Source organism: Streptomyces sp. NPDC007164 (assembly GCF_040634135.1).
In the GTDB taxonomy this organism is placed as follows: Bacteria; Actinomycetota; Actinomycetes; order Streptomycetales; family Streptomycetaceae; genus Streptomyces; species Streptomyces sanglieri.
In genome coordinates, this window is the sequence record NZ_JBEYFB010000005.1 from 1 (window position 1) to 25,460 (window position 25,460).

Below are 25,460 nucleotides of genomic sequence, written 5' to 3' on the forward strand. Positions count from 1 at the left end.
GGCGGGCGGGGCGGGGGCCCCTGGTGGTCCGGCGGGTGTCCGTCCGGGCCGGTCGCGTTGTCCGGCGACGGGATCCATGGTTAGCGGCGGCCGGGACGGGGGTCAATGATGTGACGTACTACCCCAATACGGAGCAATGTCCGAAATGAACCACTCTGGGCAGTTTCTGTGCCGTTCGGACGGGCCCCGCACCTACTACCCGGCCTAGGATGTGACGTGGCCCCTATGGGTGGCATCACACCCACAGCGCCGTTTCGAGGGATTCGGCGGGCGTTCCGTGCGAGGAGACCCGGGTGTGCGGCGCCGGTGGACTCCTCTTGCCGGTGCTAGCGCATGCGCGCTAGCGTGTTGATGTGCCCAAGACTCAGCTGAACGTGAGAGTGGACGAGGCGACCGCCGAGGCCGCGCGACAGCGCGCGCTGCAAAGGGGGATGAGCGTGAACCGCTACATAGAGGAGCTCGTGCGGCAGGACGCGGGGGAGGTCGGACACACCTTCGTCGAGGCCGCGGCCGACTTCATGAAGCAGTACGAGTCGGTGTTCGCCGAAGAGTTCGGCCCGGAGCGCAAAGGCACGCGTTGAACCTCCAGATCGACCTTTCCTGGCTGCTCATGGTGGCCGAGCACAAGACCCCCGGCGATCCGCAGGTGGTCGACTGGGGTGCGCTCTTGGCCGCCGTGGCCCGCCACGAGGCCGAGATCTTCGGCAGCCCCGTCTACAGCGACCCGCATTCCCGGGCTGCCGCGCTCCTGCAGTTGCTGCTCCACGTCCCCGCGCTCGAACACTCCAACGCGATGTTCTCCTCGGCCGTCGCGTACGGCTACCTCGTCGCCTCCGGACTCAAGGTCATCACCTCGCCCGAGCAGGTGCGTGACCTGGCCCGGCTGGTGAAGGAGGGCAAGGCGGACGTCCGGGCCATCGCCGACGAACTCCGCCAGTGGAGCCTGTGACAGCCCCGGCGGCGTGACGGCGGACCGACGCCCACCCGGCACCGGGCCGACGCACGCATCGGCCCGGCCCGACGTCGGCCCGACGCATCAGCCCGGTCCGCGCCGGCCCGATACGTCAGCTACGCCCTACACCAGCTACGTCGGTGCGGCACCTCCGGCCGGCGTGCCACCCCCAGCACGCAGGTCGACACGGGCAGCCGGATCCCGCACTCCGGCATCCTGACCCTGCGGTACGTCTCCACCACGAATCCGGCCCTCTCGATGGCGGCCAGAGTGTCGCGTCCCGTATGGCACCCGCCTGTCAGCAGTGGCCAGACCGTACGGTCCAGCACCCGCTGCGTGGCCGCCATGGCCCGGTCGTCGGCCCGCACATGTTCGAAGAAGCGCAGCTCACCACCGGGCCGCAGCACCCGCACGATCTCCGCGAGCGAACGCTCCACATTCCGTACGCTGCACAGCACCAGCGAGGCGACGGCCCCGTCGAAAGCCTCGCTCTTCACCGGCAGCGCCTCCGCGGCGCCCGGCACCACATCCACCGGGAGCCCGGCACGCAGCGCCGACCGCACCGCCAGCCGCCGCAGGCTGCGCTCGGGTTCGATGGCCACCACCTCCGACACCGCGGGCGGGTAGTGCGCGAAATTCAGGCCATTGCCCGCACCTATCTCGATGACTCGCCCGGACAGGCCGGCCAACAAATCCGAGCGCACCGCGGCCAGCCCCGCCCTGGTCTCCGCGACCACGCTCATCCGGGCGTAGAACCGGGCGAAGACGGGGTGGTGGACCGCGTCCTCCGGGATTCTCGTGCTGCGCAGTCGCATGACGGACCTCCTCGACCGGGCGCTCCGGCAGAAGTACGGCTACTTAGATTCTCCCCCCGTCCGGCGCGGCTCATCCGCTCATTCGGCCGGCCGATTCCCGCCCAGCTCCGCCGCGAGCCAACTCCGGGCGCGCGCACGGAAGTCGGCGGGATTCAGGGCCCCCGCACCGGTCGGCACCGCACCCAGCAGCGGGGCGCCCGCCGCCACGGGAAGGTCCGCCAGGTTGCAGCGCGCCGCGAGGTCCGGCTCGGCGGGCATGCTGCCCACCACCACGCCGAGACACCCCAGCCCCCGGGCCCGCAGCGCCTCCGAGGTCAGCGCCGTGGTGTTGAGCGTGCCCAGACCGGCGGGCGTCACGACCAGCACCGGCGCGTCCAGCAGCCGGGCGGCGTCGGCGAGGGTGGAGCCTTCGTCGTCGAACCGTACGAGCAGACCGCCCGCACCCTCGATCAGCACCAGGTCGTGTTCGGTCGCCAGCTTCTGCGCCGCATCGGCGATCTCGTACGGCCGCACCGGCGGGAGGCCCGACCTGCGGGCGGCCGTGGCGGGCGCCAACGGCTCGGGGAAACGGGCCAGTTCGACCGCGGTGACATGACCTCCCGCCAGCCGCGCCACCTCCGCGGCATCACCGGGCTCGCCCGGTGCCAGTCCCGTCTGCGCCGGCTTGAGCACCGCGACACGGAGGTCCGGGCGCGCCGCCGCCACGGCCGCGGTCACCACCGTCTTGCCGATCTCCGTGCCCGTCCCCGTCACTACCAGAATCGTCATCTCAGCCCTCCCGCGCGGCCGCGCACACGGCGCGGCAGATCCGTGCCACATCCTCGTCACCGGTCACATACGGCGGCATCGTGTAGACGAGGTCGCGGAACGGCCGCAGCCACACCCCCTCCCTCACCGCGGCACGGGTCGCGGCCGCCATGTCCACCTCGTGATCGAGCTGTACGACACCGATCGCGCCCAGCACCCGCACATCCCGCACCCCGGGCAGTTCCGCCGCCGGGGCGAGGCCCTCCCGAAGCCCCGTGCCGATCCGCTTCACCTCCCGCTGCCAGCCCTGGCCGAGCAGCAGATCGACGGAGGCGCACGCCACCGCGGCGGCGAGCGGATTGCCCATGAACGTCGGTCCGTGCGCGAGCACCGGCACCTCGCCGCTGGAGATGCCCTCCGCAACCCGGGAGGTGCACAGCGTCGCCGCCATCGTCAGATAGCCGCCGGTCAGCGCCTTGCCCACGCACATGACATCGGGGGAGACACCCGCGTGCCCGGCGGCGAACAGCTCTCCGGTCCGGCCGAAGCCCGTGGCGATCTCGTCGAACACCAGCAGCACCTCGTGCGCGTCGCACGCCTCGCGCAGCACCCGCAGATACGCGGGGGAGTGGAACCGCATCCCGCCCGCGCCCTGTACCACCGGCTCCACGATCACCGCGGCCAGCCGGTCGGCGTGCTCGGCGATCAGCTCCCGCAGATGCCGTACGTAGGCGGCGTCCGGCTCCGCGTCGAAACCGGCCGGGGGCTCGTCGGCGAAGACCTGGCGGGGCAGCACCCCCGACCACAGCTCGTGCATGCCGCCCTCGGGGTCGCACACCGACATCGGCTGCCAGGTGTCCCCGTGATAGCCGCCGCGCCAGGTCAGCAGCCGCTGCTTGGCGGGCCGCCCGGCCGAGCGCCAGTACTGCAGACACATCTTGACCGCGACCTCGACGGCCACCGACCCCGAGTCGGAGAGAAAGACATGCCGCAGCGGCTCCGGGGTGATCTCGACCAGCCGTGTGGCCAGCCGCACGGCGGGCTCATGGGTGAGCCCGCCGAACATCACATGGCTCATCCGGCCCAGCTGATCACGGGCCGCCTCGTTGAGCACCGGATGGTTGTAGCCGTGCACCGCCGACCACCAGGACGACATGCCGTCAACCAACTCGCCCTGCCCATGGGCCGGTTCGGCCAGCTTCAGTCGTACCCCGGACGCGGACTCCACGACCAGCGGCTCCTGGCGGCCCGGCATCGGACCGTACGGATGCCAGACGTGGGCCCGGTCCAGGGACCGCAACTCGGCCGGGGAGAGGGACTCAGGCATTGGGGGCGAGGTCCGTTCCCGCGCCGCGACGGCGGACCGCCACCAGGTCCGTGCGGGCGGCCGGTACCTCCGGTGAGCCGGGCGCGGCCTCCCCGGGCGCCTCTCCGCACGGGGCGCAGCCGCCGTCGTGCGAACCGCAGCCGCCGGACTCCGCACGGTGCGCGGGCAGCGTCGTCGTGCCCGCCCCCTCCACCTCGAAACCGGCGTCCGCGATCATGTCCAGATCCGCCTGACCCGCCTGGCCCTCGCTGGTCAGGTAGTCGCCCAGGAAGATCGAGTTGACCAGATTCAGGGCCAGCGGCTGCATCGAGCGCAGATGCACCTCGCGCCCGCCCGCGAGCCGCACCTCCACATCCGGGCAGACGAACCGGACCATCGCCAGGATCCGCAGACAGCGCTGCGGAGTGAGGTTCCACTCCTTGGCCAGCGGTGTTCCCTCGAACGGAATCAGGAAGTTCACCGGCACCGAGTCCGGGTCCAGTTCGCGCAGCGAGAAGACGACATCGACCAGGTCGGCGTCGCTCTCGCCCATCCCGGCGATCAGCCCCGAGCACGCGGAGAGCCCGGCGGCCTGCGCCTGGTGCACCGTCTCCACCCGGTCCGCATAGGTGTGCGTGGTGGTGATGTCCCCGTACGTCCCCTCGGACGTGTTCAGGTTGTGGTTGTACGCGTCGGCGCCCGCCGACCGCAGCCGGTCGGCCTGCCCGTCGGAGAGCAGACCGAGGCAGGCACAGACCTCGACGCCCTCGTTCTGTTCCTTGATCGCCCCGATGGTCTCCGACACCCGGTCGACATCGCGGTCCGTCGGACCGCGGCCGCTCGCCACCAGGCACACTCGCTTGGCCCCGCCGGCCACCCCGGCGGCGGCGGCCTTCGACGCCTCGTCCGGTTTCAGCCAGGTGTACTTCAGGATCTCGGCCTTGGAACCGAGCCGCTGCGAGCAGTACGAGCAGTCCTCGGGGCAGAGTCCGGACTTGAGGTTGACCAGATAGTTCAGCTTCACGCGCCGCCCGAACCACTGACGGCGTACCTTTCCGGCCGCGGCCACCACATCGAGCAGATCGTCGTCGGAGGTCGCCAGTACGGCGAGGGCTTCTTCGCGGGTCGGCAGCTCGCGCCGCAGCCCCTTGTCCACCAGCGTGTTCAGGAGGTCCATGGCCAAGATCCTGGCCTACCGCACGGCTCCCAGCCAAGGAGGAACCGGACAACAGAGCCCGCCGAGGGTGTGTGTATTGCCACACCATGACCTGTTGCAAGCCCGGTTAGGGTCTGTGAGCTGCCTACAAAAGGGACCGCTCATGCCCTTCGACCCGTTCGACTGGATCGACGCCGAGGCGCGCCGCCGCGCGGACGCCGGACTCGTCCGTATCCTGCGCCCCCGGCCCGCCGCGTCCGGACTTCTGGACCTCGCGAGCAACGACTATCTGGGCCTGACGCGGCACCCCGACGTCACCGCCGCCGCGGCCGGGGCCGCGCGTGAGTGGGGTGCGGGCGCGACCGGATCCCGGCTGGTCACCGGCTCCACCGCACTGCATGCCGAACTTGAGAGCGAGCTGGCCGAATTCTGCGGTTTCGAGGCGGCCCTGGTCCTGTCGTCCGGCTACGCGGCCAACCTGGCGGCCGTCACGGCCCTCACCGGCCATGGCTCGCTGATCGTCTCCGACGCGGGCAACCACGCCTCGATCGTGGACGGCTGCCGGCTCTCCCGCGCCGGTACCGCCGTCGTTGCGCACGCGGATCCCGAGGCGGTGCGCAAGGCCCTGCGGGCGCACCGAGGCCGGGCGCTGGCCGTCACCGACTCGGTCTTCTCGGTCGACGGCGACGCGGCACCGCTGCCCGAACTGGCCGCTGTCTGCCGGGCCGAGGGTGCCGCACTGCTCGTCGACGACGCACACGGCCTGGGCGTGCTGGGGGAGGGCGGCCGAGGGGCGCTCGCCGCCGCCGGTCTCGCGGGCGACGCGGACATCGTCACCACGCTCACCCTCTCCAAGTCCCTGGGCAGCCAGGGCGGAGCGGTCCTGGGACCGGCCCGGGTCATCGAACATCTCGTCAACACGGCCCGTACGTTCATCTTCGACACCGGCCTCGCGCCGGCCGCGGCGGGTGCCGCACTGGGCAGCCTGCGGCTGCTGCGCCGTGAACCGGAGCGGGCCGGCCGGGCCCGCGCGGTCGCCGCGGCACTGTACGAGCAGCTCACCGGGGCCGGCCTGGCCGCCATGCGGCCGGACGCGGCCGTGGTCTCGGTACGCGCCCCATCGGCGGACGCGGCAGTCCGCTGGGCGGCCGACTGCCGTTCCGCCGGAGTCGCGGTGGGATGCTTCCGGCCCCCGTCGGTGCCGGACGGGGTGTCCCGGCTGCGGCTCACCGCGCGAGCCGATCTGACCGAGGAGCAGATCGCCCGCGCAGTGTCGGTCGTGCGGCGGGCCGCTCCTGTCGGCTGACCGGAAGGGTCGGGACTGCTCCTGTCGATCGACGGGAAGGGGCCGGACCGCTCCCGTCGGCTGACCGGAAGGGGCCGGGCCGCTCCTGTCAGACCGCCGGTCCCCGGTGCAGACCGACGACGAACGAGGTCCAGGCCGCCGCCGAGAACCGCAGCGGCGGCCTGGACACATTCTTGGAGTCCCGCACGGCCAGCCGCCCGTCACCGAACGGTGCGGCCTCCACGCAGTTGTTCATACCCGTGCTGCGGCTGCTGCGCCGCCAACGTAAGTCGTGCTGTGCGAGGCAGTCAGACATGAGGCCCCCTCGGGCGGTCCGAAGTCACCGACCGTCGCGGTCGATCGCGGCGATCAGGTCCAACGAGTGCTCCGGCGACAGTGCGTGAGCCTGCATCGTGCGGAAGGCCGAGCTGTACGCCTCAAGGTCTTCTTTCCGCTCCAGGTACAGACTACTCGTCAAATGGTCGAGAACGACCACATCCAGATCAGAAGTGCTCGGAAATGAGAAGATAACGAAAGGCCCGGTGAGGCCGGCATAGCCGCCCATCGAGAACGGCAGCAACTGAAGCTGCACATGGGGCAGTTGGGCCACACGGGCCAGATGGCGCAGCTGCTCCCGCATCACCCGGCACCCGCCGACCTGGCGCCGCAGCACGGCCTCGTCGAGCACCGCGCTCAGCCGCAGCGGCGGATCGGTCCGCAGCACCCCCTGCCTGGCCAGCCGCACCTCCACCAGCGAGTCCAGCTGGCCGGCCGGCAGCCCGTCCAGTGACGCCCGGGTCACCGCATGCGCGTAGTCGGCCGTCTGCAACAGCCCCGGCACCACCGAGGTCTCCAGCGTGCGCGCGGTCCGGGCCTGGGACTCCAGACTGATGAAGTCGCGGTACTGGGGCGGGATCAGACCGCGATAGGCGTGCCACCAGCCGGTGCCGCCACCGCCCGCCGAACCCGCGAGCGTCGCCAGGAGATCCCGCAACTGGGTGTCGTCCACGCCGTACGTGTCCAGCAGCCGGGTCACATCGGCCGGCCGCACCCCGCTCACCCCGGTCTCGATCCGGCTCACCTTCGACTGGTGCCATCCGAGCATCCGCGCCGCGTCCCGACTGGTCAGTCCCGACGCGTGGCGCAGACCCCGGAGCTCCTCCCCGAGCTTGCGGCGTCGAACCGCAGGGCCGTGCTGCATCCGCGGCCTCCCTCCCTCTTCTGCCGAGCGGACAGTGTGCCGCCCACATACGGTCTTGCGTCGCAGGGTTCACCGCTTCGAGCGACAGATATATGCATATCTTTGTGGATCGCCGTCACAGCGGGCAGCATCAGTGGCAATCTGGCGCGAAGCACAACCTCTACCGATCGCGGGTCGGTACGGGTGAGAAAGGGACGGCTCGCCATGGCAGACCACAGGGAAGCAAACGTCACTCTGCCGAGCGAGCCGGTCTCGGTCTCGGCAGCCCGCAGGTACGTGGCCCGGGCGCTCACCGAATGGGGCCTGGCCACCGACACCGATTTCGCCGACAGCATCCAGCTCATCGTCTCGGAGCTCGCGACCAACGCCGTCCAGCACACCTTCGGGCAGTCGCCCACATTCACCGTGGAGCTCCGGCTGGAGCGGGAGGAGCAGCTGCACCTCGGGGTGACGGACAGTCACCCCCGCTGGCCCCGGCGACTGCCCGCCGCCGTCCAGCAGGACAACGGACGCGGCATGGTGATCATCCGCTGTCTGGCCAAGGAGTGCGGGGGCCGGCTCACCGTCACCCCCACCGCCGACGGCGGCAAGACGGTGTGGATCGCGCTGCCGTGGAGCATCCCCGTGCAGAGCTGACCGACGCGCTCACCCGGCCCCGCCGCCCGGCCGCTGCGCCGACCCCGCCCGCCCGAACCCGCTGCGCAACAGGGCCTGGAGCGTCGCCGCGGCGGCGCTCGCCCGGTCACCGCGGTGCACCACCGAGATCGTCCGCCGGAAGGAAGCGGGATCCAGCCGCCGGACCGACAGTGGCGTCGGCGACATCGCGGCGACCATCTCCGGGACGACCGCCATCCCGATGCCCGCACTGACCAGCGCGCACACCAGCGCGTAGCCGGGCGACTCGCAGATCACGGCGGGCGTCGCCCCGGCCTCGGCCAGCGCCTGCTCGACCCCGCGGCGCGGCGGATGCGTGGGCGCGCTGCTGATCAGCGGCCGCCCCGCCAGTTCCGTCACCGGCAGTCTCCCGCTGCCCTCGGCGAGCATCTGCCCGACCGCCGTGATCAGGACCAGCTCCTCGACCAGCAGTGGTTCGGCGAAGACTCCGGCGGGCCACGGCGTCGCGGCGGCCGGCTCGTACACATGGGTCAGCGCCAGATCGACCTCACCGGCGGCCACCGCGGCGACGCCCCGGGGCGGTTCGTACTCGGTGACCGCCAGCTCCACATCCGGGTGGGCGCGCCGGAAGGCGCTCAGCACCGGCGGCAGCAGATGCACGCCCGCCGTGGTGAACGTGCCGACCCGCAGACGTCCGCCGGAAAGCCCGGAGAGGCGGGCCAGCTCATGACGGGCCCGGTCCATCTCGTCGAGGATGCGCCGGGCGCGTCCGGCCAGCAGCTCGCCCGCGGCCGTGAGCCGGGCCCCGCGGTGGTGACGTACCAGCAGTGCCGCGCCCGCCTCCCGCTCCAGCTTGGCGAGCTGCTGGGAGAGGGCCGGCGCGGTGTAGCCCAGGCGCGCGGCGGCCCGGGTGATCGATCCGGCCTCCGCGACCGCCACCAGCGCCGCCAGCCGTGTCGGGTCGTACATTAAGCGTTCCTTTTGGCAGACCCAGAAGATTGCAAGTACACGCTAAAGGCTCCGCCGGGTCAGAGTGGACCCATGGACGCACAACTGATCGCCTTCACCGGGGTCGCCGCAGGGATGGTCGCGCTGCCCGGCGCCGACTTCACCGTCGTCGTACGCAACGCGCTCGCCTCCCGCAGCGCGGGTGTGGCCGGCGCGCTGGGGGTGGCCGGGGGACTGCTGGTGCACACCGCCCTGGCCGTCGCCGGGCTCGCCGCGGTGCTGGTGGCGGTCCCCGCACTCCTGCGTACCGTCCAGCTGCTCGGCGGGGCCTACGTCCTGTACCTCGGCATCAGCGCCCTGCGCGCGGCGCGGCACCCCGGACGGGGAAGGCCCCGAGGACCGGCACGCGGACCGGGGGCGTGTACGCGCACTGCGGCAGGGCTTTCTGACCAACGCGCTCAATCCGAAGGCGCCGGTGCTCTTCCTGAGCCTGCTGCCGCAGTTCGTCCCCGACGGGGAGCCGCCACTGCCCAGGACCCTGCTGCTCGCGGCGATCGTCGTCGCACTGGCGCTGGTCTGGTTCCCCGCCGTGGCGCTTCTCGTGGACCGGCTGGGCCGGTGGCTGCGCCGGCCCCGCACCGCGCGCGCCATCGAGGGCGGCAGCGGTGTGGCGCTCTCCGCGCTGGGCCTGGTGCTGGTGACCGGTTCGCTGCCGCACTGAGCGGGGGCCGGTGGCCCGGCCTCGCTCAGTGCGGCCCCGGACCGCCGGCCGCGCGGTGCCTCAGCGGACCCGGCCGTAGTAGACGCTCTTGGTCCAGATCTTCTCCAGCCGCACCACGGCGCCGGTCCTCGGCGAGTGCCAGATCTTGCCCTTACCGGCGTAGATCCCCACGTGGTAGACGCTGCGGCCGTAGTGGAAGAACACCAGATCCCCGCGCTGCCGGTGCGAGGCCGAGATGTGGCGGGTCCGGTTGTACTGCTGCTGGGCCGTGCGGGGGAGCTTCTTGCCGGCCTTCTTGAACGAGTAGAGCGTCAGCCCCGAGCAGTCGAAGCGGTTGGGGCCGGTGGCCCCCCAGCTGTACGGCGATCCCTTCTTCGACGCCGCGATGTTGAGCGCCTTCATCGACAGCGTCGCCGCCTGGGCGTCCGTCGCGGCGCCCGGGGCGAACATGGTGCCGCCGACGGCGGCGAGCGTGAGAACCGAGGCCGTACCGGCCCGGACGAGCAGAGACGGGACATGAACCTGCGCAGTCATGCGCAACCCTTCGTCAGCCGCCTGTGAAGGATGACCTGTCGGGTTCGGGCTGGCGAAGTTGCCCGGCCGCGTTCGGCGGCTTCACCCCGAGGGTCGACCGGTGTTCAGGTCGACCCGTTGTGCTCGGGTCCTCCACTCCTGCCGATCCACTTCTGTCGACCAGGCATCCGGGCGGCGGCAGGACTCGGCGTCCGCCCGGACCGCCCCGCCGCGGTGGCGGGGGCTTGTCGTCCCAGGGATCTTGACTCACCGACTGACGGATTTCCGAGCCGAAACAGGGATATGTGAGGCTCCTCACGACTGATCCGTTCGGGTGGGCATGATGATTTTTTGCGGCTCCGCCAGTGATTCGGACCAGGTTCGTACCTGGGGCGGAAGGGCAGATTTCGTGCACCGTCCACGCGGAAGACGCAAGTTGAACGGTCCCCCCTGAGAGGGACTCCCTACGCCGAACGAGCGAGGATTTCCGGTGGACCCGTCGGGCGTGTCGGCTACGGGAGTCGGGTGAGGCCGACGGGCGCCGGACCAGGGGTGGTTGGCCGGCGCCCGTCGGGCGGTTGGCGCCGCGGAAGTCGGTCAACTCGGCGGAGCGGGGGGTACGGTGACGCGCCCCGCCCGCCGTTCCCCGTCCAGCACCCGCAGCGCACGGGCGAGCGTGGCCGCGTGGAGCTGCGCCTCGCCGCGCTCGTGCATCAACGCGAGGGCGTCCCGCAGCGTGCGTGAGTGCGCGACAAGCGCCTGGGCGGCGCGCAGCGCTCCGTAGGTGTCACTGCCGCGGGCCGGGTTGATCCGGCCGACCTGGTCGAGGACTTCGAGGTAGCCGTCGATGAACTCCCCCTCGGCGCGGGTCAGTGCGGGCAGTGGCGGGAACTCCGGTGGCCGCATCTGGTGTTCACCTCTCGCCGTGCGGCCGCAGTGCGGAATTCCGGTTCTCCAGGACGTGGTCCACCAGCCCGTACGCCTTGGCGCCGGCCGCGTCGAGGATGAGGTCGCGTTCGGTGTCCTCGGCGATCTGCTCCTCGGTGCGCCCCGTGTGACGGGCCAACAGGGTGGTGAGCATCGCGCGGACCCGTTCCAGTTCCTGCGCCTGGATCTCCAGGTCGGAGGGCTGGCCCTGCACCGGCTCGGTGAGTTCGGGCTGCCGTACGAGGACCCTCGCGCCGGGCAGTGCGTGCCGTTTGCCGGGAGTGCCCGCGGCGAGCAGTGTGGAGGCGCAGGAGCCAGCCTGGCCGAGGCAGTACGTCTCCACCTCGCAGTTGAGGTACTGCATCGTGTCGTAGATCGCGGACATGGCCCCGAACGAGCCGCCGGGCGAGTTGATGTAGAGCGACACCGGCCGGTCCGGTGCGTCGTGCTCCAGATACATGAGCTGCGCGATCAGATCGCCGGCCGCGGCGTCGTCGACCGGGGTGCCGAGGAAGACGATGCGTTCGGACAGCAGCTTGGAGTACGGGTCGAGGGTGCGGGTCCCATTGGTCGTGCGCTCGGTGAACTCGGGCAGTACATGACGGGCGGTGGGGCGGAACAGCATGGCGATGCCTCTCCTGCGGGGTCTGCACAAGCTTCTGTGAAAAATGTACAGGACGTACAGAAGGTTAGGATGGGGGCATGACTGATCAGCGTCGGGACGGTGCCGAAGTGCGGGCGAGCGCCCTTGCGTCGGGGGTGCGGCTCCGTATCATCCGGCTCACGCGCACGCAGGCCATGACCAACAAGGAGCTGGCCGAGCGGTTGGGCAGGGATCCGGCGACCACACTTCACCACGTACGCAAGCTGGTGGACGCGGGGCTCCTGGAACCGCAGTCCCCACGTCGGGGGAACCGGGGGGCCAAGGAGATCCCTTATCGGTCCAAGGGTCTCCCCTGGGCCCGGGGGCCCCGGAACGAAGGCCCCGTCGCCGAGGCGATGTTGGAGGCTTTTCTTTCCGAGGCGGGTGAGCTCGACATGAAGGATGTCGATCAGGTCCGCTTCGTGCTGGATCTCACACCGGAGCGGCGTGAGGAGTACGAACGGCGACTGGATGAGCTCTTCGAGGAGTTCGACCATGACGCCGTCGCGCCGGACACCGAGCGGACGGCGGTGTACGTCGCCCTCTATCCGAGCCTGTGATCGCCGTCCGTCCGCACCTGCGAAAGGCGCGGGTCGGGGACGGGACGGGAGGGGAGGGGACCTCTTCCTCCTGAACCGCTGGAAACTCCCGCAGGGTGCGCGGCGGGGACAGGAGGAGCGGCAGGGGAGTCAGGGCGAGTGCGGAGCACGAGACCCACAGGGTGGCCCGGACGCCGATCCAGCCTCCGAGGGCACCGCCCAGCAGGCCGCCCACGGGCATCGCACCCCAGGTGATGAAACGTACGGTGGCGTTGACTCGCCCCAGCAGTCGGCCGGGGCAGATCGCCTGCCGGTAGCTGACGTTGACAACGTTGAAGACCGTGGTGCCGTACGCCCGCAGGGCAAGACCGAGAACGCAGAGCGCGGTCAGCAGGCCGGGCTCGGCGAGGGGTACGACCAGCGCCACGGGCGAGATGACCAGCGGGATCAGCCAGATGGCGCGGGCAGGGCCGATTCGCTCGGCGCAGCGGCCTGCGGTGAGCGCCCCCAGCAACCCGCCCGCACTGCTCAGTGCCAGGACGGCGCCGACGGCGCCCGGCGTCAGGCCGAGGTTCCGTGTGAGGAAGAGGATCTGCATCGACAGCACAACCGTGATCGCCAGTGCCGTGGAGACAGTGATGGCCCGCAGCGACTTCTCTCCGAATACGAACCCCAGCCCCTCCTTCAGCTGCGTGCGCACCCGAACGCCGTCGCGGCCCACGGGCCGGGGCTCCGGGGTCCTGATGCGGAGCAGCAGGAGGCCAGAGGCCAGAGGCCAGATAACCGACAGATGTCGTCAGGGCCGTGGTCGCCGCGCCGACCAGTTGCGCGAGCCCGCCGCCGACGCCGGGGCCGATGGCCTCGGCGGCGGAAAGACTCGACTGAAGCCTGGTGTTGCCCTCCATGAGCTGGGCGCGCCCGACCAAGGACGGCAGATAGGACTGGTGGGCGACGTCGAAAAGCACCGTGGCCACACCGGCGAGCAGAGCCACCGCGATGAGCTGGGTGAGCGTCAACGCATCGGCCCAGGCGGCGAGTGGGACGGTGAGCAGCAACGCGGCGCGGGTGAAGTCGGCCGTCAGCATCACAGGCAGCCGTCGTGCGCGATCCACCAACACCCCGGTGGGCAAACCGATCAGGAGGAAGGCGGCTGTCCCGGCCGCGGTCAGAACCCCCATTTGGAACGGCGACGCCTTCAGCGTCGTCGCCGCGAGCAGGGGCAGCACGGTCTGCCCCACGTACGTGCCGAACTGACTGACTGCCTGCCCCGCCCACAGCTGACGGAACTCTTGATGGAACCAGAGGGAGCCTCGGTACATGGCTGCCAGCATGGCTCAAGTGATTGGGGGTTACCAATCACTCTCACGGATCAGGTGCGAGGTGGCACATACCGGGATCCCCTCGTGCCGAGGCACTGGGCAAGGACGACCGGAGGTCGGCCGTCGCTGATTCTCGGGGTGCGAAGCGCCTCACTCGCCATGGCTGGGCGGCACCACGTCCGCACAGGGCATCTCTCACCAACGAGAGCGCACGGGAGCACGCGCGAGCCCCTGGCGTGGATATTCGCTGTCGCCACGGACCACGGTGGACCGGGTGGACATTACATAAGCTGGGGAGCATGGCCTACGAGATTCCGGTGACGCAAGCCCGAGCTGAGCTCGCCGAACTGATCAACCGCGTTGTCTACGGTGGCGAGCGCGTGGTCGTGACGCGGCACGGCAAGCCGCTGGTGGCGCTCGTCTCGGCCGCTGACCTGGAGCGACTGGAGAAGGAGGAGGCGGCCGTCGAGGAGCAGGTGATCAGCTCGGTCTCCTCGATCGGCTCCTCGGCATCCGCTACCGGCGAACGGCGGCGCTTCGGCATCGCGGCGGAACACAGGGACCACGGCGAGCCGGGCAACTGACCCCGCCCGGCGGCCCACGACGCGGAGGAGCCGTGTACCCCCGTCCGCCGCGACGGGGGTACGGCCTGTCCGGGCGGGGGGTCAGCCCGCCAGGGCCGGTTCGCGGGTGCGTGCGGGAGGTACGACCGGCGGCCGGGTGCGGCGTCGGCCGCCGATGAGTACGGCGCCCAGTCCGACCGCCGCCCACAGTACGAGGGTGAGCAGCGGTGCGGCCGCGCCGCTGCCGTCGAAAAACGCGACCGAACGCAGCAGTGAGCCGCCCGCGCCCGGTGGCATCAGCCGGCCGATCGCCCCGACCGGCCCGGGGAGCAGTTCCGGTGCGCTGGTGACGCCCGAGAAGGGGTTGCCGAGCAGCACCATCAGCACGGCGCCCGCGCCGATGCCGGGCGGGCCGACGAGTGCGGCGAGCCCTGCCACCGTCCCGCCGATGGCCAGCACGGTGAGTCCCAGCGTCCCGGCCTCCGCCCACCAGTTTCCGGTGATCACACCGAGCCAGTCGGCGGTGAGCGCCGTCGCGCCGAGCCCGGCCGTCACGGCCACCCCGATCAGGGTCAGCGCGGCCCGCCCGCCGCGCAGCCGCAGCAGTGTGACCGCCGAGCCCGAAAGCACACCGGCGATCGCCAGCGGAAGGAAGCTCGCGCCGAGGACGCTGCCGCGCGGATCCGTGTCGGGCGCCGCCACCACGTCCGTGACCTGTGTCCGAGCCCCGTCGGGGGCCTGTGCGGTGATCGCCTCGCGCAGCAGCTGGGCGACCGCCGGGCTCGCCGCGGACGCGGTCAGGAGCCGGGCGCCCCGGGGGGAGGCCACTATCGCGCCGTACACGGACCGGTTCTCGATCGCGTGACGGGCCTCGTCCTCGGAGGCGTATCGGTGCACCTCGAAAGCGCCGTCGCGCTGTTCGAGCTGCTGCTGGAGCCGGTCGGCGGCGGGGGCGGAGCCGGCGATCGCGACGGGCAGGTCGCGGGGGGCGAGCCGGGCCGCGGGCCAGGCGAAGGCCCAGAGGGCGACCATCACCACCAGGGGGATCAGCAGGATGACCGCCACCATGCGGCGGTTCTGGGTCGCGGGCACGAAGGGCCTCGATTCAAAGAGAAGGATCGTTCGTTTTACTTGCGGCCCACTGTTCATACGGTGTCGGAACTTGTCAAGAAGGAATGTTCGTTTTAGATTCGTGGCATGGCCCGTGTATCCCAGGAGCACCTGGACGCCCGCCGTCGGCAGATCATCGACGGAGCGGCGCGCTGCTTCGCGCGCGACGGCTTCCACGGCGCGTCCATGCAGGGCGTGCTGAAGGAGGTCGGACTGTCGGCCGGGGCGGTCTACCGCTACTTCAGCGGCAAGGAGGACCTGATCGCGGCCATCGCCGACGAGGCGTTCACCAGTATCCGCCGGGCCTTCTGGGAGGCCGCGGACGCCACCCCGCCGCCGGCTCCGGACGTGCTGCTGGGCCGGGTGCTGCGCGGGCTGTTCTCCGGGGAGGTGTGCGGTCTGGACGGGCGGCAGTTCGCCTCACTGATCGTGCAGGTGTGGTCCGAGAGCCTGCGCAACGAGCAGCTGGCCGCCACTTTCGAAGACGGATACGGCGCCATGCGGGTCGTCTGGACGGGCGTGGTCGAGGGATACCGCGAGGCGGGGATCCTGCGGGCGGACGTACCCGCCGACCATGTGGCGCGGACGATGATGGCGGCCACGCAGGGGTTCTTCGCCCAGATGGCGCTCTTCGGCGATGCCGATCCGGCGGTGCTGGAGAACGGCATGCGCGGCCTGATGGCCATGGACCGGCCGGAGACCGGCTGAAGCGCGGGAATTTACCCGCCGGAATCGACGTGCCGGAAATGTCGCGCCGGAGTTAACACGCCGGAAAAACTCCGGCCCTAGTGTGCGGCGTCTCGCGCGAGTCAGCGGTTCGTTGTTCAACGGCCGTGTTGGGCACGGCCGATGCCTCGCCGCGCCCAGGGACGGTACTGGGCACCGGACTGTGAGGTGGACGCATGCGACTGACCCCGCACGAGCAGGAACGCCTGCTCATCCATGTCGCCGCCGATGTGGCGCGACAGCGCCGGGCGCGCGGGCTGCGGCTCAACCACCCCGAGACGATCGCGCTGATCACCGTGCACCTGCTGGAGGGTGCCCGCGACGGCCGTACGGTCTCCGAGCTGATGGCGTCGGGCCGCACGGTGCTCGGCCGCGACGACGTCATGGACGGGGTGCCCGAGATGATCCACGACGTCCAGGTCGAGGCCACCTTCCCGGACGGCACCAAGCTCGTCACCGTCCACGACCCGATCGTCTGACGGGAGGCACCACCGATGATTCCCGGAGAGATCCTGTACGCGGACGGGCCCGTGCCGTTCAACGAGGGGCGCACCGTCACCCGCCTCACCGTGCTCAACGCCGCGGACCGGCCCGTCCAGGTCGGCTCGCACTATCACTTCGCCGAGGCCAACCCCGGCCTGGACTTCGACCGTTCGGCCGCGCGCGGACTGCGGCTGAACATCGCCGCCGGCACCGCCGTGCGCTTCGAACCCGGCATCCCGGTCGACATCGAACTGGTCCCGCTCGCCGGACGGCGCATCGTCCCCGGTCTGCGCGGCGAGACCGGAGGTGCCCTCGATGGCTGAACTCGAACGTGCCGTGTACGCCGACCTGTTCGGCCCCACGACCGGTGACCGCATCCGGCTGGCCGACACCGATCTGCTCGTCGAGATCGAGGAGGACCGCTCGGGCGGCCCCGGACTCGCCGGTGACGAGGCCGTGTTCGGAGGCGGCAAGGTCATCCGCGAGTCGATGGGACAGGCCCGCACCACCCGCGCCGAGGGCGCCCCGGACACCGTCGTCACCGGCGCCGTGATCATCGATCACTGGGGCGTCGTCAAGGCGGACATCGGCATCCGCGACGGCCGGATCACCGGGATCGGCAAGGCCGGGAATCCGGACACCATGGACGGCGTCCACCCCGACCTGGTCATCGGCCCCGAGACCGAGATCATCGCGGGCAACGGCAAGTTCCTCACTGCCGGGGCGATCGACGCGCATGTCCACTTCATCTCGCCGACCCTGATCGACCAGGCGCTCTCCTGCGGGATCACCACCCTGGTCGGCGGCGGCACCGGACCGGCCGAAGGCACCAGGGCCACCACCATCACCCCGGGGCCGTGGCACCTCGCCCGGATGTTCGCGGCGCTGGACGCCCACCCCGTCAACATCGGGCTGCTCGGCAAGGGCAACACCATGTCGCGCGAGGCCATGCACTCCCAACTCCGGTCTGGTGCACTCGGGTTCAAGATCCACGAGGACTGGGGCGCCACCCCCGCCGTCATCGACACCTGCCTGGGCGTCTGCGAGGAGACGGGCGCCCAGCTCGCCATCCACACCGACACCCTCAATGAGGCCGGATTCGTCGCCGACACCCTCGCCGCCATCGCCGGACGCTCCATCCACGCGTACCACACCGAAGGCGCCGGCGGCGGACACGCACCCGACATCATCGGCGTCGTGTCCGAGCCGTACGTCCTGCCCAGCTCCACCAACCCGACCCGGCCGCACACCGTCAACACCATCGAGGAACACCTCGACATGCTGATGGTCTGCCATCACCTCAACCCGGCCGTGCCGGAGGACCTGGCCTTCGCGGAATCCCGGATCCGGCCCTCCACCATCGCGGCCGAGGACATCCTCCACGACCTCGGGGCCATCTCGATCATCTCCTCCGACTCCCAGGCGATGGGCCGCATCGGCGAGGTCGTCCTGCGCACCTGGCAGACCGCCCATGTGATGAAGAAGCGGCGCGGAGCGCTGCCCGGCGACGGACGGGCCGACAATCGGCGAGTGCGTCGCTATGTCGCCAAGTACACCATCAACCCGGCGGTCGCCCAGGGGCTCGACCGGGACATCGGCTCGGTCGAGCCGGGCAAGCTCGCCGACCTGGTGCTGTGGGAGCCGGCGTTCTTCGGCGTCAAGCCGCAGACCGTGATCAAGGGCGGCCAGATCGCCTACGCGCAGATGGGCGACGCCAACGCCTCCATCCCGACTCCGCAACCGGTGCTGCCCCGCCCGATGTTCGGCGCGGTGGGCCGCTCACCGGAGGGCAACTCCTTCAACTTCGTGGCCGAAGCCGCCGTCCGGGACGGGCTGCCGGAGCGCCTCGGTCTCGGCAAGCGGTTCGTGCCGATCAGCAGTACGCGCGGCGTCACCAAGGCGGACATGCGGGAGAACGACGCGCTGCCACAGGTTCACGTCGACCCCGACAGCTTCGCCGTGACGATCGACGGCGAACCGGTCGAACCGGCACCGGCCGCCGAACTGCCCATGACCCAGCGCTACTTCCTCTTCTGATGCGGAACGCATCCAGCCCGGAACGGGGCGTGCGATGAGCCGGGCGGCCCTGCTCGTCCTCGCCGACGGCCGGTTCCCCGCCGGCGGCCATGCCCACTCCGGCGGGGCCGAACCGGCCGTGAAGGCGGGCCGGATCCGTAACGCCGAGGACCTCACCGAGTTCTGCCGGGGCCGTCTGCACACCACCGGACTCACGGCCGCCGCACTCGCCGCGGCAGCCGCCCACGGCCACGACCCGCTCGCGCTCGACGAGGCCGCCGACGCCCGCACCCCGTCACCCGCTCTGCGCGCCGTCGCCCGCAGGCTCGGCCGGCAGCTGATGCGGGCGGCCCGCGCCACCTGGCCGAGCCCCGAACTCGCCGCGCTCGCCGGGGCCCGGCCGCGCGGCGCCCACCAGCCGGTCGTCCTCGGCCTCACCGCACGCTCGGCGGGGCTCGGCCCCGAGGACGCCGCACACTGCGCCGCCTACGAAACCGTCGGCGCACCGGCCACCGCGGTAGTCCGTTTGCTCTCCCTCGACCCCTTCGAGGCCACCGCCGTACTCGCCCGCCTCGCACCCGAACTCGACCGGATCGCCGCACGGGCCGCCGCGGCCGCGCACGGAACCATCGACGCGCTGCCCGCCGCCTCGGCGCCCCTCCTGGACATCACCGCCGAGGCTCACGCGGCCTGGCCGGTCCGTCTGTTCGCCTCATGAACCCGCACGAATCAGGAGCCGCACCCATGCACCTCGACCACGACCGGCACGGCCCCGCCGCTGTGAGCGCCGACGCCGCCCGCCCGGACGGCACCCGGCGCGCCCTGCGTATCGGGCTCGGCGGACCGGTCGGCTCCGGCAAGACCGCGACCGTCGCCGCCCTGTGCCGGGCCCTGCGCGACGAGCTGTCCATCGCGGTGGTGACCAACGACATCTACACCCGTGAGGACGCCGCCTTCCTGCTCCGTGAGGCCGTCCTGCCGCCCGAACGCATCCAGGCCGTCGAGACCGGCGCCTGCCCGCACACCGCGATCCGCGACGACATCTCCGCCAACCTCGAAGCCGTCGAAGACCTGGAGGACAGCGTCGGCCCGCTCGATCTGATCCTGGTCGAGTCCGGCGGCGACAACCTCACCGCCACCTTCTCCAAGGGCCTCGTCGACGCACAGATCTTCGTCATCGACGTGGCCGGCGGCGACGACATCCCGCGCAAGGGCGGCCCCGGCGTCACCACCTCCGACCTGCTCGTCATCAACAAGACCGACCTCGCCCCCCATGTCGGCTCCGACCTGGCGGGCATGGCCCGCGACGCCGGGGCCCAGCGCGGGGAACTCCCCGTCGCCTTCACCTCCCTCAAGAGCGAGGACGGCGTGAGGCCCGTCGCCGACTGGGTCCGCGGCCGGCTCGCCGCCTGGACCGCATGAGCGTCCGGGCCACCGCCCGGATCACCGCGGCCCTGGACGGCCGTGGCGTCACCTCGCTGCCCGTGCTGGCGGGCGACGGACCGTTCGCCCTGCGCCACACCCGGACCACGACCGGGTCCGGCGCCCGGGTCACCGTGGTCGGCGCCATGAGCGCACCGCTCGGCGGGGACCGGCTCGGCATCGTGACGCGGGTCGGCGAAGGCGCCCGGCTCACCGTCGACTCGGCGGCGGCGACCGTGGCCCTGCCGGGGGAGGGGCGCGAACCTGCCACGTACGACACCGAGTTGAGTGTCCAGGAGCGGGCGGAGCTGCGCTGGCTGCCGGAACAGCTCGTCTCGGCGCACGGCAGCGTTCTGCACACGACCACCCGGGTCCGGCTCGCTCCCACCGCACGCCTGGTGCTCCGCGAGGAACTGATCCTCGGTCGCCATGCCGAGACCACCGGCACCCTCGTCGGCCGTCTCACCGTGCACCGCGCGGGCCGGCCGCTCATCGACCAGCAGCTGGCGTACGGGCCGGGCGCCCCCGGCGGCTGGGACGGTGCGGCGGTCCTGGGCGGCCACCGGGCCGTGGGGCAACTCCTCGTAGTGGACCCGGTGTTCGAGGAGAGGCGCCGCGAAGCGCGGATGCTCGGGGACACCGCCGTGCTCACCCCGCTCGCCGGCCCGGCGGTGCTGGTCACCGCCCTCGCCGCCGATGCGCGCCGACTTCGCGGCGTCCTGGACGAGGCGCTGAACGAGCTGCTCGACGCCGCCGCGGGGTGATGAACCCCGAGCGCCCCGTCTCACCCCCGCCGGTCGTACGCAGCCAGCCAGGCGTCCTCCGCCGCGTAGTCGAAGAGCTTCTTCCCGTACGAGCGCAGCATCGCGGGGAAGGCCTCCGTCCAGTCCCGGCCCGTAAGCCGTGCCGCGATCCACTCCACCGTCTCCGGGAGCGACTGCACATAGCCGGTGACCGGCCGGTACCCGAGCTCACGCTCGGCGGCCGTCATGTCGTACACGATGGGGTGGGGGCTGCTCCAGGGCGTCCCACCGACGCCGTCCTCCCCGGGCGGGCCCGCCGACAGCACCGTCGAGGTGCTGCGGCCGAACACCGCGTCGACGGCCTCGCCGATCTCCGCGACCGTCGGCGCCTGCGGATCCCCGGCGTTCAGCACCCGCGAACCCGGCCGCAGGGCGGCGAGCCGGATCAGCTCGGCCAGGTTGGAGGCATGGACCGGGTGGAAGCGGGACTCGCCGCCGAACGCGAGCACCCGCCGGTCGCGGCCGTCCACGAGCCGCTTCACGAAGAACAGCTCACGCGGCGATCGGCAGTGCTTCCCGTGAATCGCCCCGGCCCGCAACAGCGTCACCGGCAGCGCGTCCCCGGCCGCCAGCAGATCCCGCTCCAGCTCGATCTTCCGCGTGGCGTACGTCGTGTCGCCGGCCGGCACGGTGCGCTGCGACTCCGGGATCGGCAGCGGGTAGTGCGGAGCACCGTCGGGTTCGCCCTGTGTGTCGAAGCTGCGGCCCCGGTCGTCCTCGTACGTCGCACCGCTGGAGATCACCACCGCCGAACCGATCCGGTCCGCGAGCCCGGTCAGCTGGCGGGCATGGCCCGCGTCGTACGCCACCATGTCGACCAGTACGTCACAGCCGTCGCCCAGCGCCGCCGCGAGCGCCCCTTCGGCGTTCCGGTCCAGGGCGGTCGTGCGCACCGCTCCGTCCCACTCCGCGTCCCGGCCGCCGCCCAGCGAAGCGGCCGTCACCTCCCAGCCGTCCTCGACGAGCGACCGTACCGCCACCCGGCCGATCTGTCCCGTCGCACCCAGCACCCACGCGTTTCCTCTGCTCATGGGACCGACGCTAGGTCCGGCCGGGCGCCCGGACCCGCGAAGTTCACCGAGCGCGGATCCGCTGTCAGCGTCGCAGTTTCGGGAACTTCCGCGACCGCGCCGCCTTTTCGGCCTGCGCGGCCTTCACCTTGCCCGCGTACTCGTCGACGTACTCCTGACCCGAGAGCCCCAGGATCGCGTACATGATCTCGTCGGTGACCGCCCGGACCGCCGCCTTCTGGTTCTCCAGCCCGGCGTAGCGGGAGAAGTCCAGCGGCTCACCGAAGCGGATGGTGACGCGCTTGATGCGCGGGACGACCTGCCCCGGCGGCTGGATCTCGAACGTACCCACCATCGCGCACGGCACCACGGGCACCTGCCCCTTGATCGCCATGACGGCGACGCCCACCTTGCCCTTGTAGAGCCGGCCGTCGTGCGAGCGGGTGCCCTCCGGGTAGATCCCCAGCAGTTCGCCCCGGCTCAGCACTCCGAGCCCCTCACGGATCGCCGCCTGCCCGGCCTCCTTGCCGGAGCGGTCCACCGGGATCTGCCCGATCCCGCGGAAGAATGCGGCGGTCAGCCGCCCCTTCACACCCGGCCCGGTGAAGTACTCGGCCTTGGCGAGGAAGGTGATGCGCCGTTTGAGGATCGCGGGCATCAGGAAATGGTCGGAGAACGACAGGTGGTTGCCGGCGACGATGGCCGCGCCGTCCTCCGGGATGTGTTCCAGACCCTCGATCCTGGGGCGGAAGAACAATCGGAGAAGCGGCCCGATGAAGACGTATTTGAGCACGTGGTAGAACACGGGGCGGCTCCTAGGGCCTCTCGTCTGGGATCATCCCTGGGCTCGCCAGGGAACGGCTCCGGGAGGGCAGCCTATGTGCAGCCGTCGTCCGCTGCAGCCGTCTTCCTGACGTAGTCCTCGACCGCCGCGTCGAGTCCGATGTCGTGCTGGGCCTGCTCGGACAGGTACCAGCGGTGTTCCAGGAGTTCGTGGTAGAGCTCGGCCGCGTCCATCCGGGCGGGCACGTGGTCGCGCGCCGCGCGCACGGTGGGCCGGAAGATCTCCCGGACCCAGCGGTGGGCCAGCACCTCGGTGCGGGCGCCGTGCCGGTCGCCGGGGGCGTAGTCGTCCTGGGTGGCCATCCAGCCCTCCAGGTCGCCCAGGAGCCGCCGCGCCTGGTTCTCCTCCGCGTCCATCCCGGTGAGCCGCAGGAGTTGGCGCTGATGATGGCCGGCGTCCACCACCTTGGGCACGAACGTGACCGTGTCCCCCTGGTCCGAGTGCGAGATCTGCATCTCGGCGACGTCGAAACCCAGGTCGTTGAGACGGCGGATGCGACGCTCCATGTAGTGGTGCTTGCCCGCCGGGTAGACGGAGGTGCGGGTCAGCTCCGTCCACAGCGCCTGGTAGCGCTCCTCGATCTCCAGGCCGAACGCGATCGGGTCGATGGACGGATGCAGCGCGCCGGCCGCCTCCAGATCGAGCATCTCCCCGCTGATGTTGACCCGGGCCAGCTCGATGTCGTATCCGCGCTGTCCGTCGCTCAACCGGGGGTGCAGCTCACCGGTCTCGGCGTCCACGAGATAGGCGGCGTAAGCGCCCGCGTCCCGCCGGAACAGGGTGTTGGACAGTGAGCAGTCCCCCCAGGCGAACCCGGTCAGATGCAGCCGTACGAGCAGGACGGCCAGGGCGTCCATCAGGCGGTGCACCGTGCCGGGGCGCATGGTCGTCTCGAACATCGACCGGTAGGGCAGCGAACCGCCAAGATGACGGGTGATCAGAACCGGTTCCAGGGGCGAGCCGTCGGCCTCGGTCCGGCCGGTGACCACGGCGAGCGGGTCCACGGCGGGTATCCCGAGCCGGTCGAGCGTACGCAGGAGTTCGTACTCGCGCAGCGCGGGCCGCTCGGCCAGCTCCTTCACGGCCACGGTCTCCTCGCCCGCCCGCGCGTAGCGCACCACGTGGCGGGAGATGCCGCGGGGGAGCGGCACGAGGTACTCGTCGGGCCACTGCTCCAGGGGGATGTGCCAGGGCAGTTCGAGCAGGAGGGCCGGGTGTTCGGGGTTGGTGGCGCTGATCTGCAGAGTCATGCGGTCACAGTCCCTGGGTCGAGCGGCGGGTCCACCGTGATCGGACCCCGAGGAGGCGGTGCGGGTCAAGACCCGTGCGGGGCCCGCACCACCGCCCCGCGGCATCAGTCCTTCAGGTGCTCCAGGATCCGGTGCATCCCGCTGTTCCAGTTCTCCTTGAGCGCCGCGACGGCCGCGTCGAGATCGCCGCGTTGCAGGCATTCGGCGATCCGTTCGTGCTCCTCCGCGGAACGCTCCAGGATGTCCTGGTCGCCCAGGGCCACCCGCTCGTAGCGGTGCATCGTCACCTTCAGGGAGGTGATCAGCTTCATCAGGCGGTCGTTGGTGCAGCCGGACAGCAGCAGGTCGTGCCACGCGTCGTCGTAGCGCTCTATGACGTCGTGCGGGGCCTGCGGGACCGAGAACGCGCGGGCCTCCTCCAGGAGGCGCGGTGCCGTCGCCGCCAGGTGCTCGGGATCGCTGGACTCCAGGGCGAGCGCCTCCAGCGTCGCGACGATCGCGGACAGATCGCGGAACTCCTGCGCGCTGAGCGGCGTGAAGCGGAAGCCCTTGCCGCGCTCGCTGGTGATGACGCCCTCACGCTCCAGCGTGATCAGCGCCTCGCGCAGCGGAGTACGGCTGACGCCGAGCTCGGTGGCGAGCTGCCCCTCGTTGATCGGCGAGCCGGTCGCGATCGTGCCGCGCCCGAGGCGCTTGATCAGTTCCTCCTTGACCTGTTCGCGCAGCGGGCGGTTTTCGATTGGCATGTGAGGCTGCCCTCCCCTTCGGTCCGGTCGATTATCCGCTACCGGCGCATCACGCGGTACCGGCGCCGTCGACGGGGATGATCGCCCCGCTCAGGAACGCCGAGGCGTCGGAGGCGAGGAACGCCACCGTCTGCGCGATGTCCCGGGGCTGCCCGATCCGGCCGAGCGGCCGGTCGGCGGCGTCGGCGTAGAACGCGTCGGAGCTCTCGCCGAGCTGGCGGGCCTCCTCGGCGAGCATCCCGGTCGCCGTGTCGCCGGGGCAGACACAGTTGACGCGGATGTTGTCGGGGCCGTGGTCGATGGCCATGGCGCGGGTCATGTTGACTACGGCGCCCTTCGACGCGCAGTACGAGACGGCCCGGACACCACCGCGGATGCCCCATCCGGAGCCGGTGTTGACGATGGAGCCGCCGCCCCGGGCCGCCATCCCCGGGATCACCAGGCGGCTCATCAGCATCACCGAGCGGATGTTCACGGCCATCACCAGGTCCCAGTCGTCCTCGGTGATCTCGCAGACCGTGGAACGGCGGATGATCCCGGCGTTGTTGAACAGGACGTCCACACCGCCGAACCCCTCCTCGGCCGCCCGCACGACGGCCTCGCAGTCCTCGCGCCGTGACACGTCGCAGCGTACGAAGGTTCCTCCGGTGTCCTTCGCGGTGCGTTCACCGCCGTCGGTGTCGATGTCGGCGATCACCACGCGGGCGCCGAGCTCGGCGAGGACCTGGGCGGTGGCACGGCCGATACCGGCTCCGCCGCCGGTGACGATCGCGCGCTTGCCGTCGAGGGAGATCATCCTG

30 protein-coding genes, 3 pseudogenes and 1 riboswitch are annotated in these 25,460 nt (G+C 71.3%); of the genes and pseudogenes, 15 read left to right on the forward strand and 18 right to left on the reverse strand.

Going from position 1 to position 25,460, the window contains the following annotated elements; genetic code table 11:
* Positions 1–353: 353 nt before the first annotated feature.
* Positions 354–581: an antitoxin gene (locus tag ABZ622_RS10230; protein WP_093551072.1), complete on the forward strand. Its 228-nt coding sequence runs from the start codon at positions 354–356 to the stop codon at positions 579–581.
* On the forward strand, positions 578–949 hold the full coding sequence (locus ABZ622_RS10235) for a fic family toxin-antitoxin system, toxin component (protein WP_360541924.1): 372 nt from the start codon (positions 578–580) through the stop codon (positions 947–949). The genes ABZ622_RS10230 and ABZ622_RS10235 overlap by 4 nt, the downstream gene beginning before the upstream one ends.
* 119 nt (positions 950–1,068) lie before the next feature.
* Here the strand turns inward: ABZ622_RS10235 and ABZ622_RS10240 are convergent, their stop codons facing one another.
* The 4 genes from ABZ622_RS10240 to bioB all read right to left on the reverse strand — a co-directional run bounded on the left by ABZ622_RS10240 (position 1,069) and on the right by bioB (position 4,997).
* Positions 1,069–1,767 carry a methyltransferase domain-containing protein gene (locus tag ABZ622_RS10240; RefSeq protein WP_360541925.1) on the reverse strand — a complete coding sequence of 233 codons (699 nt, stop codon included), beginning with the start codon at positions 1,765–1,767 and terminating at the stop codon, positions 1,069–1,071.
* Between the two features lie 78 nt (positions 1,768–1,845).
* Positions 1,846–2,535: a dethiobiotin synthase gene (bioD, locus tag ABZ622_RS10245; protein ID WP_360541926.1), complete on the reverse strand. Its 690-nt coding sequence runs from the start codon at positions 2,533–2,535 to the stop codon at positions 1,846–1,848.
* A 1-nt stretch (position 2,536) separates the two neighbouring features.
* The gene (locus ABZ622_RS10250; protein WP_360541927.1) at positions 2,537–3,841 is read right to left on the reverse strand and encodes an adenosylmethionine--8-amino-7-oxononanoate transaminase; all 1,305 of its coding nucleotides are present in this window, start codon (positions 3,839–3,841) and stop codon (positions 2,537–2,539) included.
* Complete coding sequence (gene bioB / locus ABZ622_RS10255) at positions 3,834–4,997, reverse strand: biotin synthase BioB (protein WP_360541928.1); 1,164 nt, start codon at positions 4,995–4,997, stop codon at positions 3,834–3,836. Before bioB ends, ABZ622_RS10250 begins: the two co-directional genes overlap by 8 nt.
* 142 nt (positions 4,998–5,139) lie before the next feature.
* Here bioB and ABZ622_RS10260 point away from each other — a divergent pair, with 142 nt between their 5' ends.
* Positions 5,140–6,282: an 8-amino-7-oxononanoate synthase gene (locus tag ABZ622_RS10260; protein ID WP_360541929.1), complete on the forward strand. Its 1,143-nt coding sequence runs from the start codon at positions 5,140–5,142 to the stop codon at positions 6,280–6,282.
* Between the two features lie 88 nt (positions 6,283–6,370).
* Here the strand turns inward: ABZ622_RS10260 and ABZ622_RS10265 are convergent, their stop codons facing one another.
* Positions 6,371–6,577 carry a DUF397 domain-containing protein gene (locus tag ABZ622_RS10265; RefSeq protein WP_360541930.1) on the reverse strand — a complete coding sequence of 69 codons (207 nt, stop codon included), beginning with the start codon at positions 6,575–6,577 and terminating at the stop codon, positions 6,371–6,373.
* A 24-nt stretch (positions 6,578–6,601) separates the two neighbouring features.
* Complete coding sequence (locus ABZ622_RS10270; RefSeq protein WP_360541931.1) at positions 6,602–7,462, reverse strand: helix-turn-helix transcriptional regulator; 861 nt, start codon at positions 7,460–7,462, stop codon at positions 6,602–6,604.
* A gap of 204 nt (positions 7,463–7,666) precedes the next feature.
* On the opposite strand from ABZ622_RS10270, the gene ABZ622_RS10275 reads away from it, so the two are divergent.
* Positions 7,667–8,098, forward strand: coding sequence for an ATP-binding protein (locus ABZ622_RS10275; RefSeq protein WP_360541932.1), 432 nt, complete (start codon positions 7,667–7,669; stop codon positions 8,096–8,098).
* 9 nt (positions 8,099–8,107) lie between these two features.
* Here the strand turns inward: ABZ622_RS10275 and ABZ622_RS10280 are convergent, their stop codons facing one another.
* Positions 8,108–9,046 (reverse strand): LysR family transcriptional regulator, encoded by a 939-nt coding sequence (locus ABZ622_RS10280; RefSeq protein ID WP_360541933.1) that lies wholly within the window; start codon positions 9,044–9,046, stop codon positions 8,108–8,110.
* Between the two features lie 114 nt (positions 9,047–9,160).
* Between ABZ622_RS10280 and ABZ622_RS10285 the strand changes: the two are divergent.
* Together ABZ622_RS10285 and ABZ622_RS10290 are read left to right on the forward strand one after the other, a co-directional pair.
* Positions 9,161–9,346 (forward strand): annotated as a pseudogene (locus ABZ622_RS10285) (LysE family transporter); the annotation flags it as partial.
* A 124-nt stretch (positions 9,347–9,470) separates the two neighbouring features.
* Complete coding sequence (locus tag ABZ622_RS10290; protein ID WP_360542135.1) at positions 9,471–9,746, forward strand: LysE family transporter; 276 nt, start codon at positions 9,471–9,473, stop codon at positions 9,744–9,746.
* Between the two features lie 60 nt (positions 9,747–9,806).
* On the opposite strand, the gene ABZ622_RS10295 is transcribed toward ABZ622_RS10290, so the two are convergent.
* The 3 genes from ABZ622_RS10295 to ABZ622_RS10305 form a co-directional block, all read right to left on the reverse strand.
* Entirely contained in the window at positions 9,807–10,280 is a 474-nt protein-coding gene (locus tag ABZ622_RS10295; RefSeq protein WP_360541934.1) for a C40 family peptidase, read from the reverse strand.
* 3 nt (positions 10,281–10,283) lie between these two features.
* Positions 10,284–10,464, reverse strand: a riboswitch (cyclic di-AMP (ydaO/yuaA leader).
* A 392-nt stretch (positions 10,465–10,856) separates the two neighbouring features.
* The gene (locus ABZ622_RS10300; RefSeq protein WP_266917678.1) at positions 10,857–11,165 is read right to left on the reverse strand and encodes a hypothetical protein; all 309 of its coding nucleotides are present in this window, start codon (positions 11,163–11,165) and stop codon (positions 10,857–10,859) included.
* Between the two features lie 7 nt (positions 11,166–11,172).
* On the reverse strand, positions 11,173–11,808 hold the full coding sequence (locus ABZ622_RS10305; protein ID WP_360542136.1) for an ATP-dependent Clp protease proteolytic subunit: 636 nt from the start codon (positions 11,806–11,808) through the stop codon (positions 11,173–11,175).
* Positions 11,809–11,888: 80 nt separating this feature from the next.
* On the opposite strand from ABZ622_RS10305, the gene ABZ622_RS10310 reads away from it, so the two are divergent.
* Positions 11,889–12,389: a winged helix-turn-helix domain-containing protein gene (locus ABZ622_RS10310; RefSeq protein ID WP_360541935.1), complete on the forward strand. Its 501-nt coding sequence runs from the start codon at positions 11,889–11,891 to the stop codon at positions 12,387–12,389.
* 109 nt (positions 12,390–12,498) lie between these two features.
* Here the strand turns inward: ABZ622_RS10310 and ABZ622_RS10315 are convergent.
* Both ABZ622_RS10315 and ABZ622_RS10320 read right to left on the reverse strand, forming a co-directional pair.
* A pseudogene (locus ABZ622_RS10315) lies at positions 12,499–12,966 on the reverse strand (MFS transporter); the annotation flags it as partial.
* A gap of 178 nt (positions 12,967–13,144) precedes the next feature.
* Positions 13,145–13,699: pseudogene (locus ABZ622_RS10320) on the reverse strand (MFS transporter); the annotation flags it as partial.
* 287 nt (positions 13,700–13,986) lie between these two features.
* Here ABZ622_RS10320 and ABZ622_RS10325 point away from each other — a divergent pair.
* Positions 13,987–14,271, forward strand: a complete 285-nt coding sequence (locus ABZ622_RS10325; RefSeq protein WP_360541936.1) for a type II toxin-antitoxin system Phd/YefM family antitoxin — start codon at positions 13,987–13,989, stop codon at positions 14,269–14,271.
* Between the two features lie 81 nt (positions 14,272–14,352).
* On the opposite strand, the gene ABZ622_RS10330 is transcribed toward ABZ622_RS10325, so the two are convergent.
* Positions 14,353–15,342, reverse strand: a complete 990-nt coding sequence (locus tag ABZ622_RS10330; protein ID WP_360541937.1) for an ABC transporter permease — start codon at positions 15,340–15,342, stop codon at positions 14,353–14,355.
* Positions 15,343–15,447: 105 nt separating this feature from the next.
* On the opposite strand from ABZ622_RS10330, the gene ABZ622_RS10335 reads away from it, so the two are divergent.
* The 7 genes from ABZ622_RS10335 to ABZ622_RS10365 all read left to right on the forward strand — a co-directional run bounded on the left by ABZ622_RS10335 (position 15,448) and on the right by ABZ622_RS10365 (position 20,771).
* Positions 15,448–16,068 (forward strand): TetR/AcrR family transcriptional regulator, encoded by a 621-nt coding sequence (locus tag ABZ622_RS10335; RefSeq protein WP_360541938.1) that lies wholly within the window; start codon positions 15,448–15,450, stop codon positions 16,066–16,068.
* 194 nt (positions 16,069–16,262) lie between these two features.
* Positions 16,263–16,565 carry an urease subunit gamma gene (locus ABZ622_RS10340; protein WP_360541939.1) on the forward strand — a complete coding sequence of 101 codons (303 nt, stop codon included), beginning with the start codon at positions 16,263–16,265 and terminating at the stop codon, positions 16,563–16,565.
* A gap of 15 nt (positions 16,566–16,580) precedes the next feature.
* Positions 16,581–16,892, forward strand: a complete 312-nt coding sequence (locus tag ABZ622_RS10345) for an urease subunit beta (protein ID WP_360541940.1) — start codon at positions 16,581–16,583, stop codon at positions 16,890–16,892.
* On the forward strand, positions 16,885–18,606 hold the full coding sequence (locus ABZ622_RS10350) for an urease subunit alpha (RefSeq protein WP_360541941.1): 1,722 nt from the start codon (positions 16,885–16,887) through the stop codon (positions 18,604–18,606). Before ABZ622_RS10345 ends, ABZ622_RS10350 begins: the two co-directional genes overlap by 8 nt.
* 34 nt (positions 18,607–18,640) lie before the next feature.
* Positions 18,641–19,303 (forward strand): urease accessory UreF family protein, encoded by a 663-nt coding sequence (locus ABZ622_RS10355; RefSeq protein ID WP_360541942.1) that lies wholly within the window; start codon positions 18,641–18,643, stop codon positions 19,301–19,303.
* A gap of 26 nt (positions 19,304–19,329) precedes the next feature.
* Entirely contained in the window at positions 19,330–20,007 is a 678-nt protein-coding gene (gene ureG / locus ABZ622_RS10360) for an urease accessory protein UreG (RefSeq protein WP_360541943.1), read from the forward strand.
* The gene (locus ABZ622_RS10365) at positions 20,004–20,771 is read left to right on the forward strand and encodes an urease accessory protein UreD (protein WP_360541944.1); all 768 of its coding nucleotides are present in this window, start codon (positions 20,004–20,006) and stop codon (positions 20,769–20,771) included. Before ureG ends, ABZ622_RS10365 begins: the two co-directional genes overlap by 4 nt.
* A gap of 20 nt (positions 20,772–20,791) precedes the next feature.
* Here the strand turns inward: ABZ622_RS10365 and ABZ622_RS10370 are convergent, their stop codons facing one another.
* The 5 genes from ABZ622_RS10370 to ABZ622_RS10390 all read right to left on the reverse strand — a co-directional run bounded on the left by ABZ622_RS10370 (position 20,792) and on the right by ABZ622_RS10390 (position 25,456).
* Positions 20,792–21,841 (reverse strand): NAD(P)-dependent oxidoreductase, encoded by a 1,050-nt coding sequence (locus ABZ622_RS10370; protein WP_360541945.1) that lies wholly within the window; start codon positions 21,839–21,841, stop codon positions 20,792–20,794.
* A gap of 64 nt (positions 21,842–21,905) precedes the next feature.
* The gene (locus tag ABZ622_RS10375; protein ID WP_360541946.1) at positions 21,906–22,625 is read right to left on the reverse strand and encodes a lysophospholipid acyltransferase family protein; all 720 of its coding nucleotides are present in this window, start codon (positions 22,623–22,625) and stop codon (positions 21,906–21,908) included.
* 71 nt (positions 22,626–22,696) lie between these two features.
* Positions 22,697–23,914, reverse strand: coding sequence for a DUF4032 domain-containing protein (locus ABZ622_RS10380; protein ID WP_360541947.1), 1,218 nt, complete (start codon positions 23,912–23,914; stop codon positions 22,697–22,699).
* Between the two features lie 104 nt (positions 23,915–24,018).
* Complete coding sequence (locus tag ABZ622_RS10385) at positions 24,019–24,660, reverse strand: GntR family transcriptional regulator (protein ID WP_360541948.1); 642 nt, start codon at positions 24,658–24,660, stop codon at positions 24,019–24,021.
* A 49-nt stretch (positions 24,661–24,709) separates the two neighbouring features.
* Entirely contained in the window at positions 24,710–25,456 is a 747-nt protein-coding gene (locus ABZ622_RS10390) for an SDR family oxidoreductase (RefSeq protein WP_360541949.1), read from the reverse strand.
* Positions 25,457–25,460: the final 4 nt, after the last annotated feature.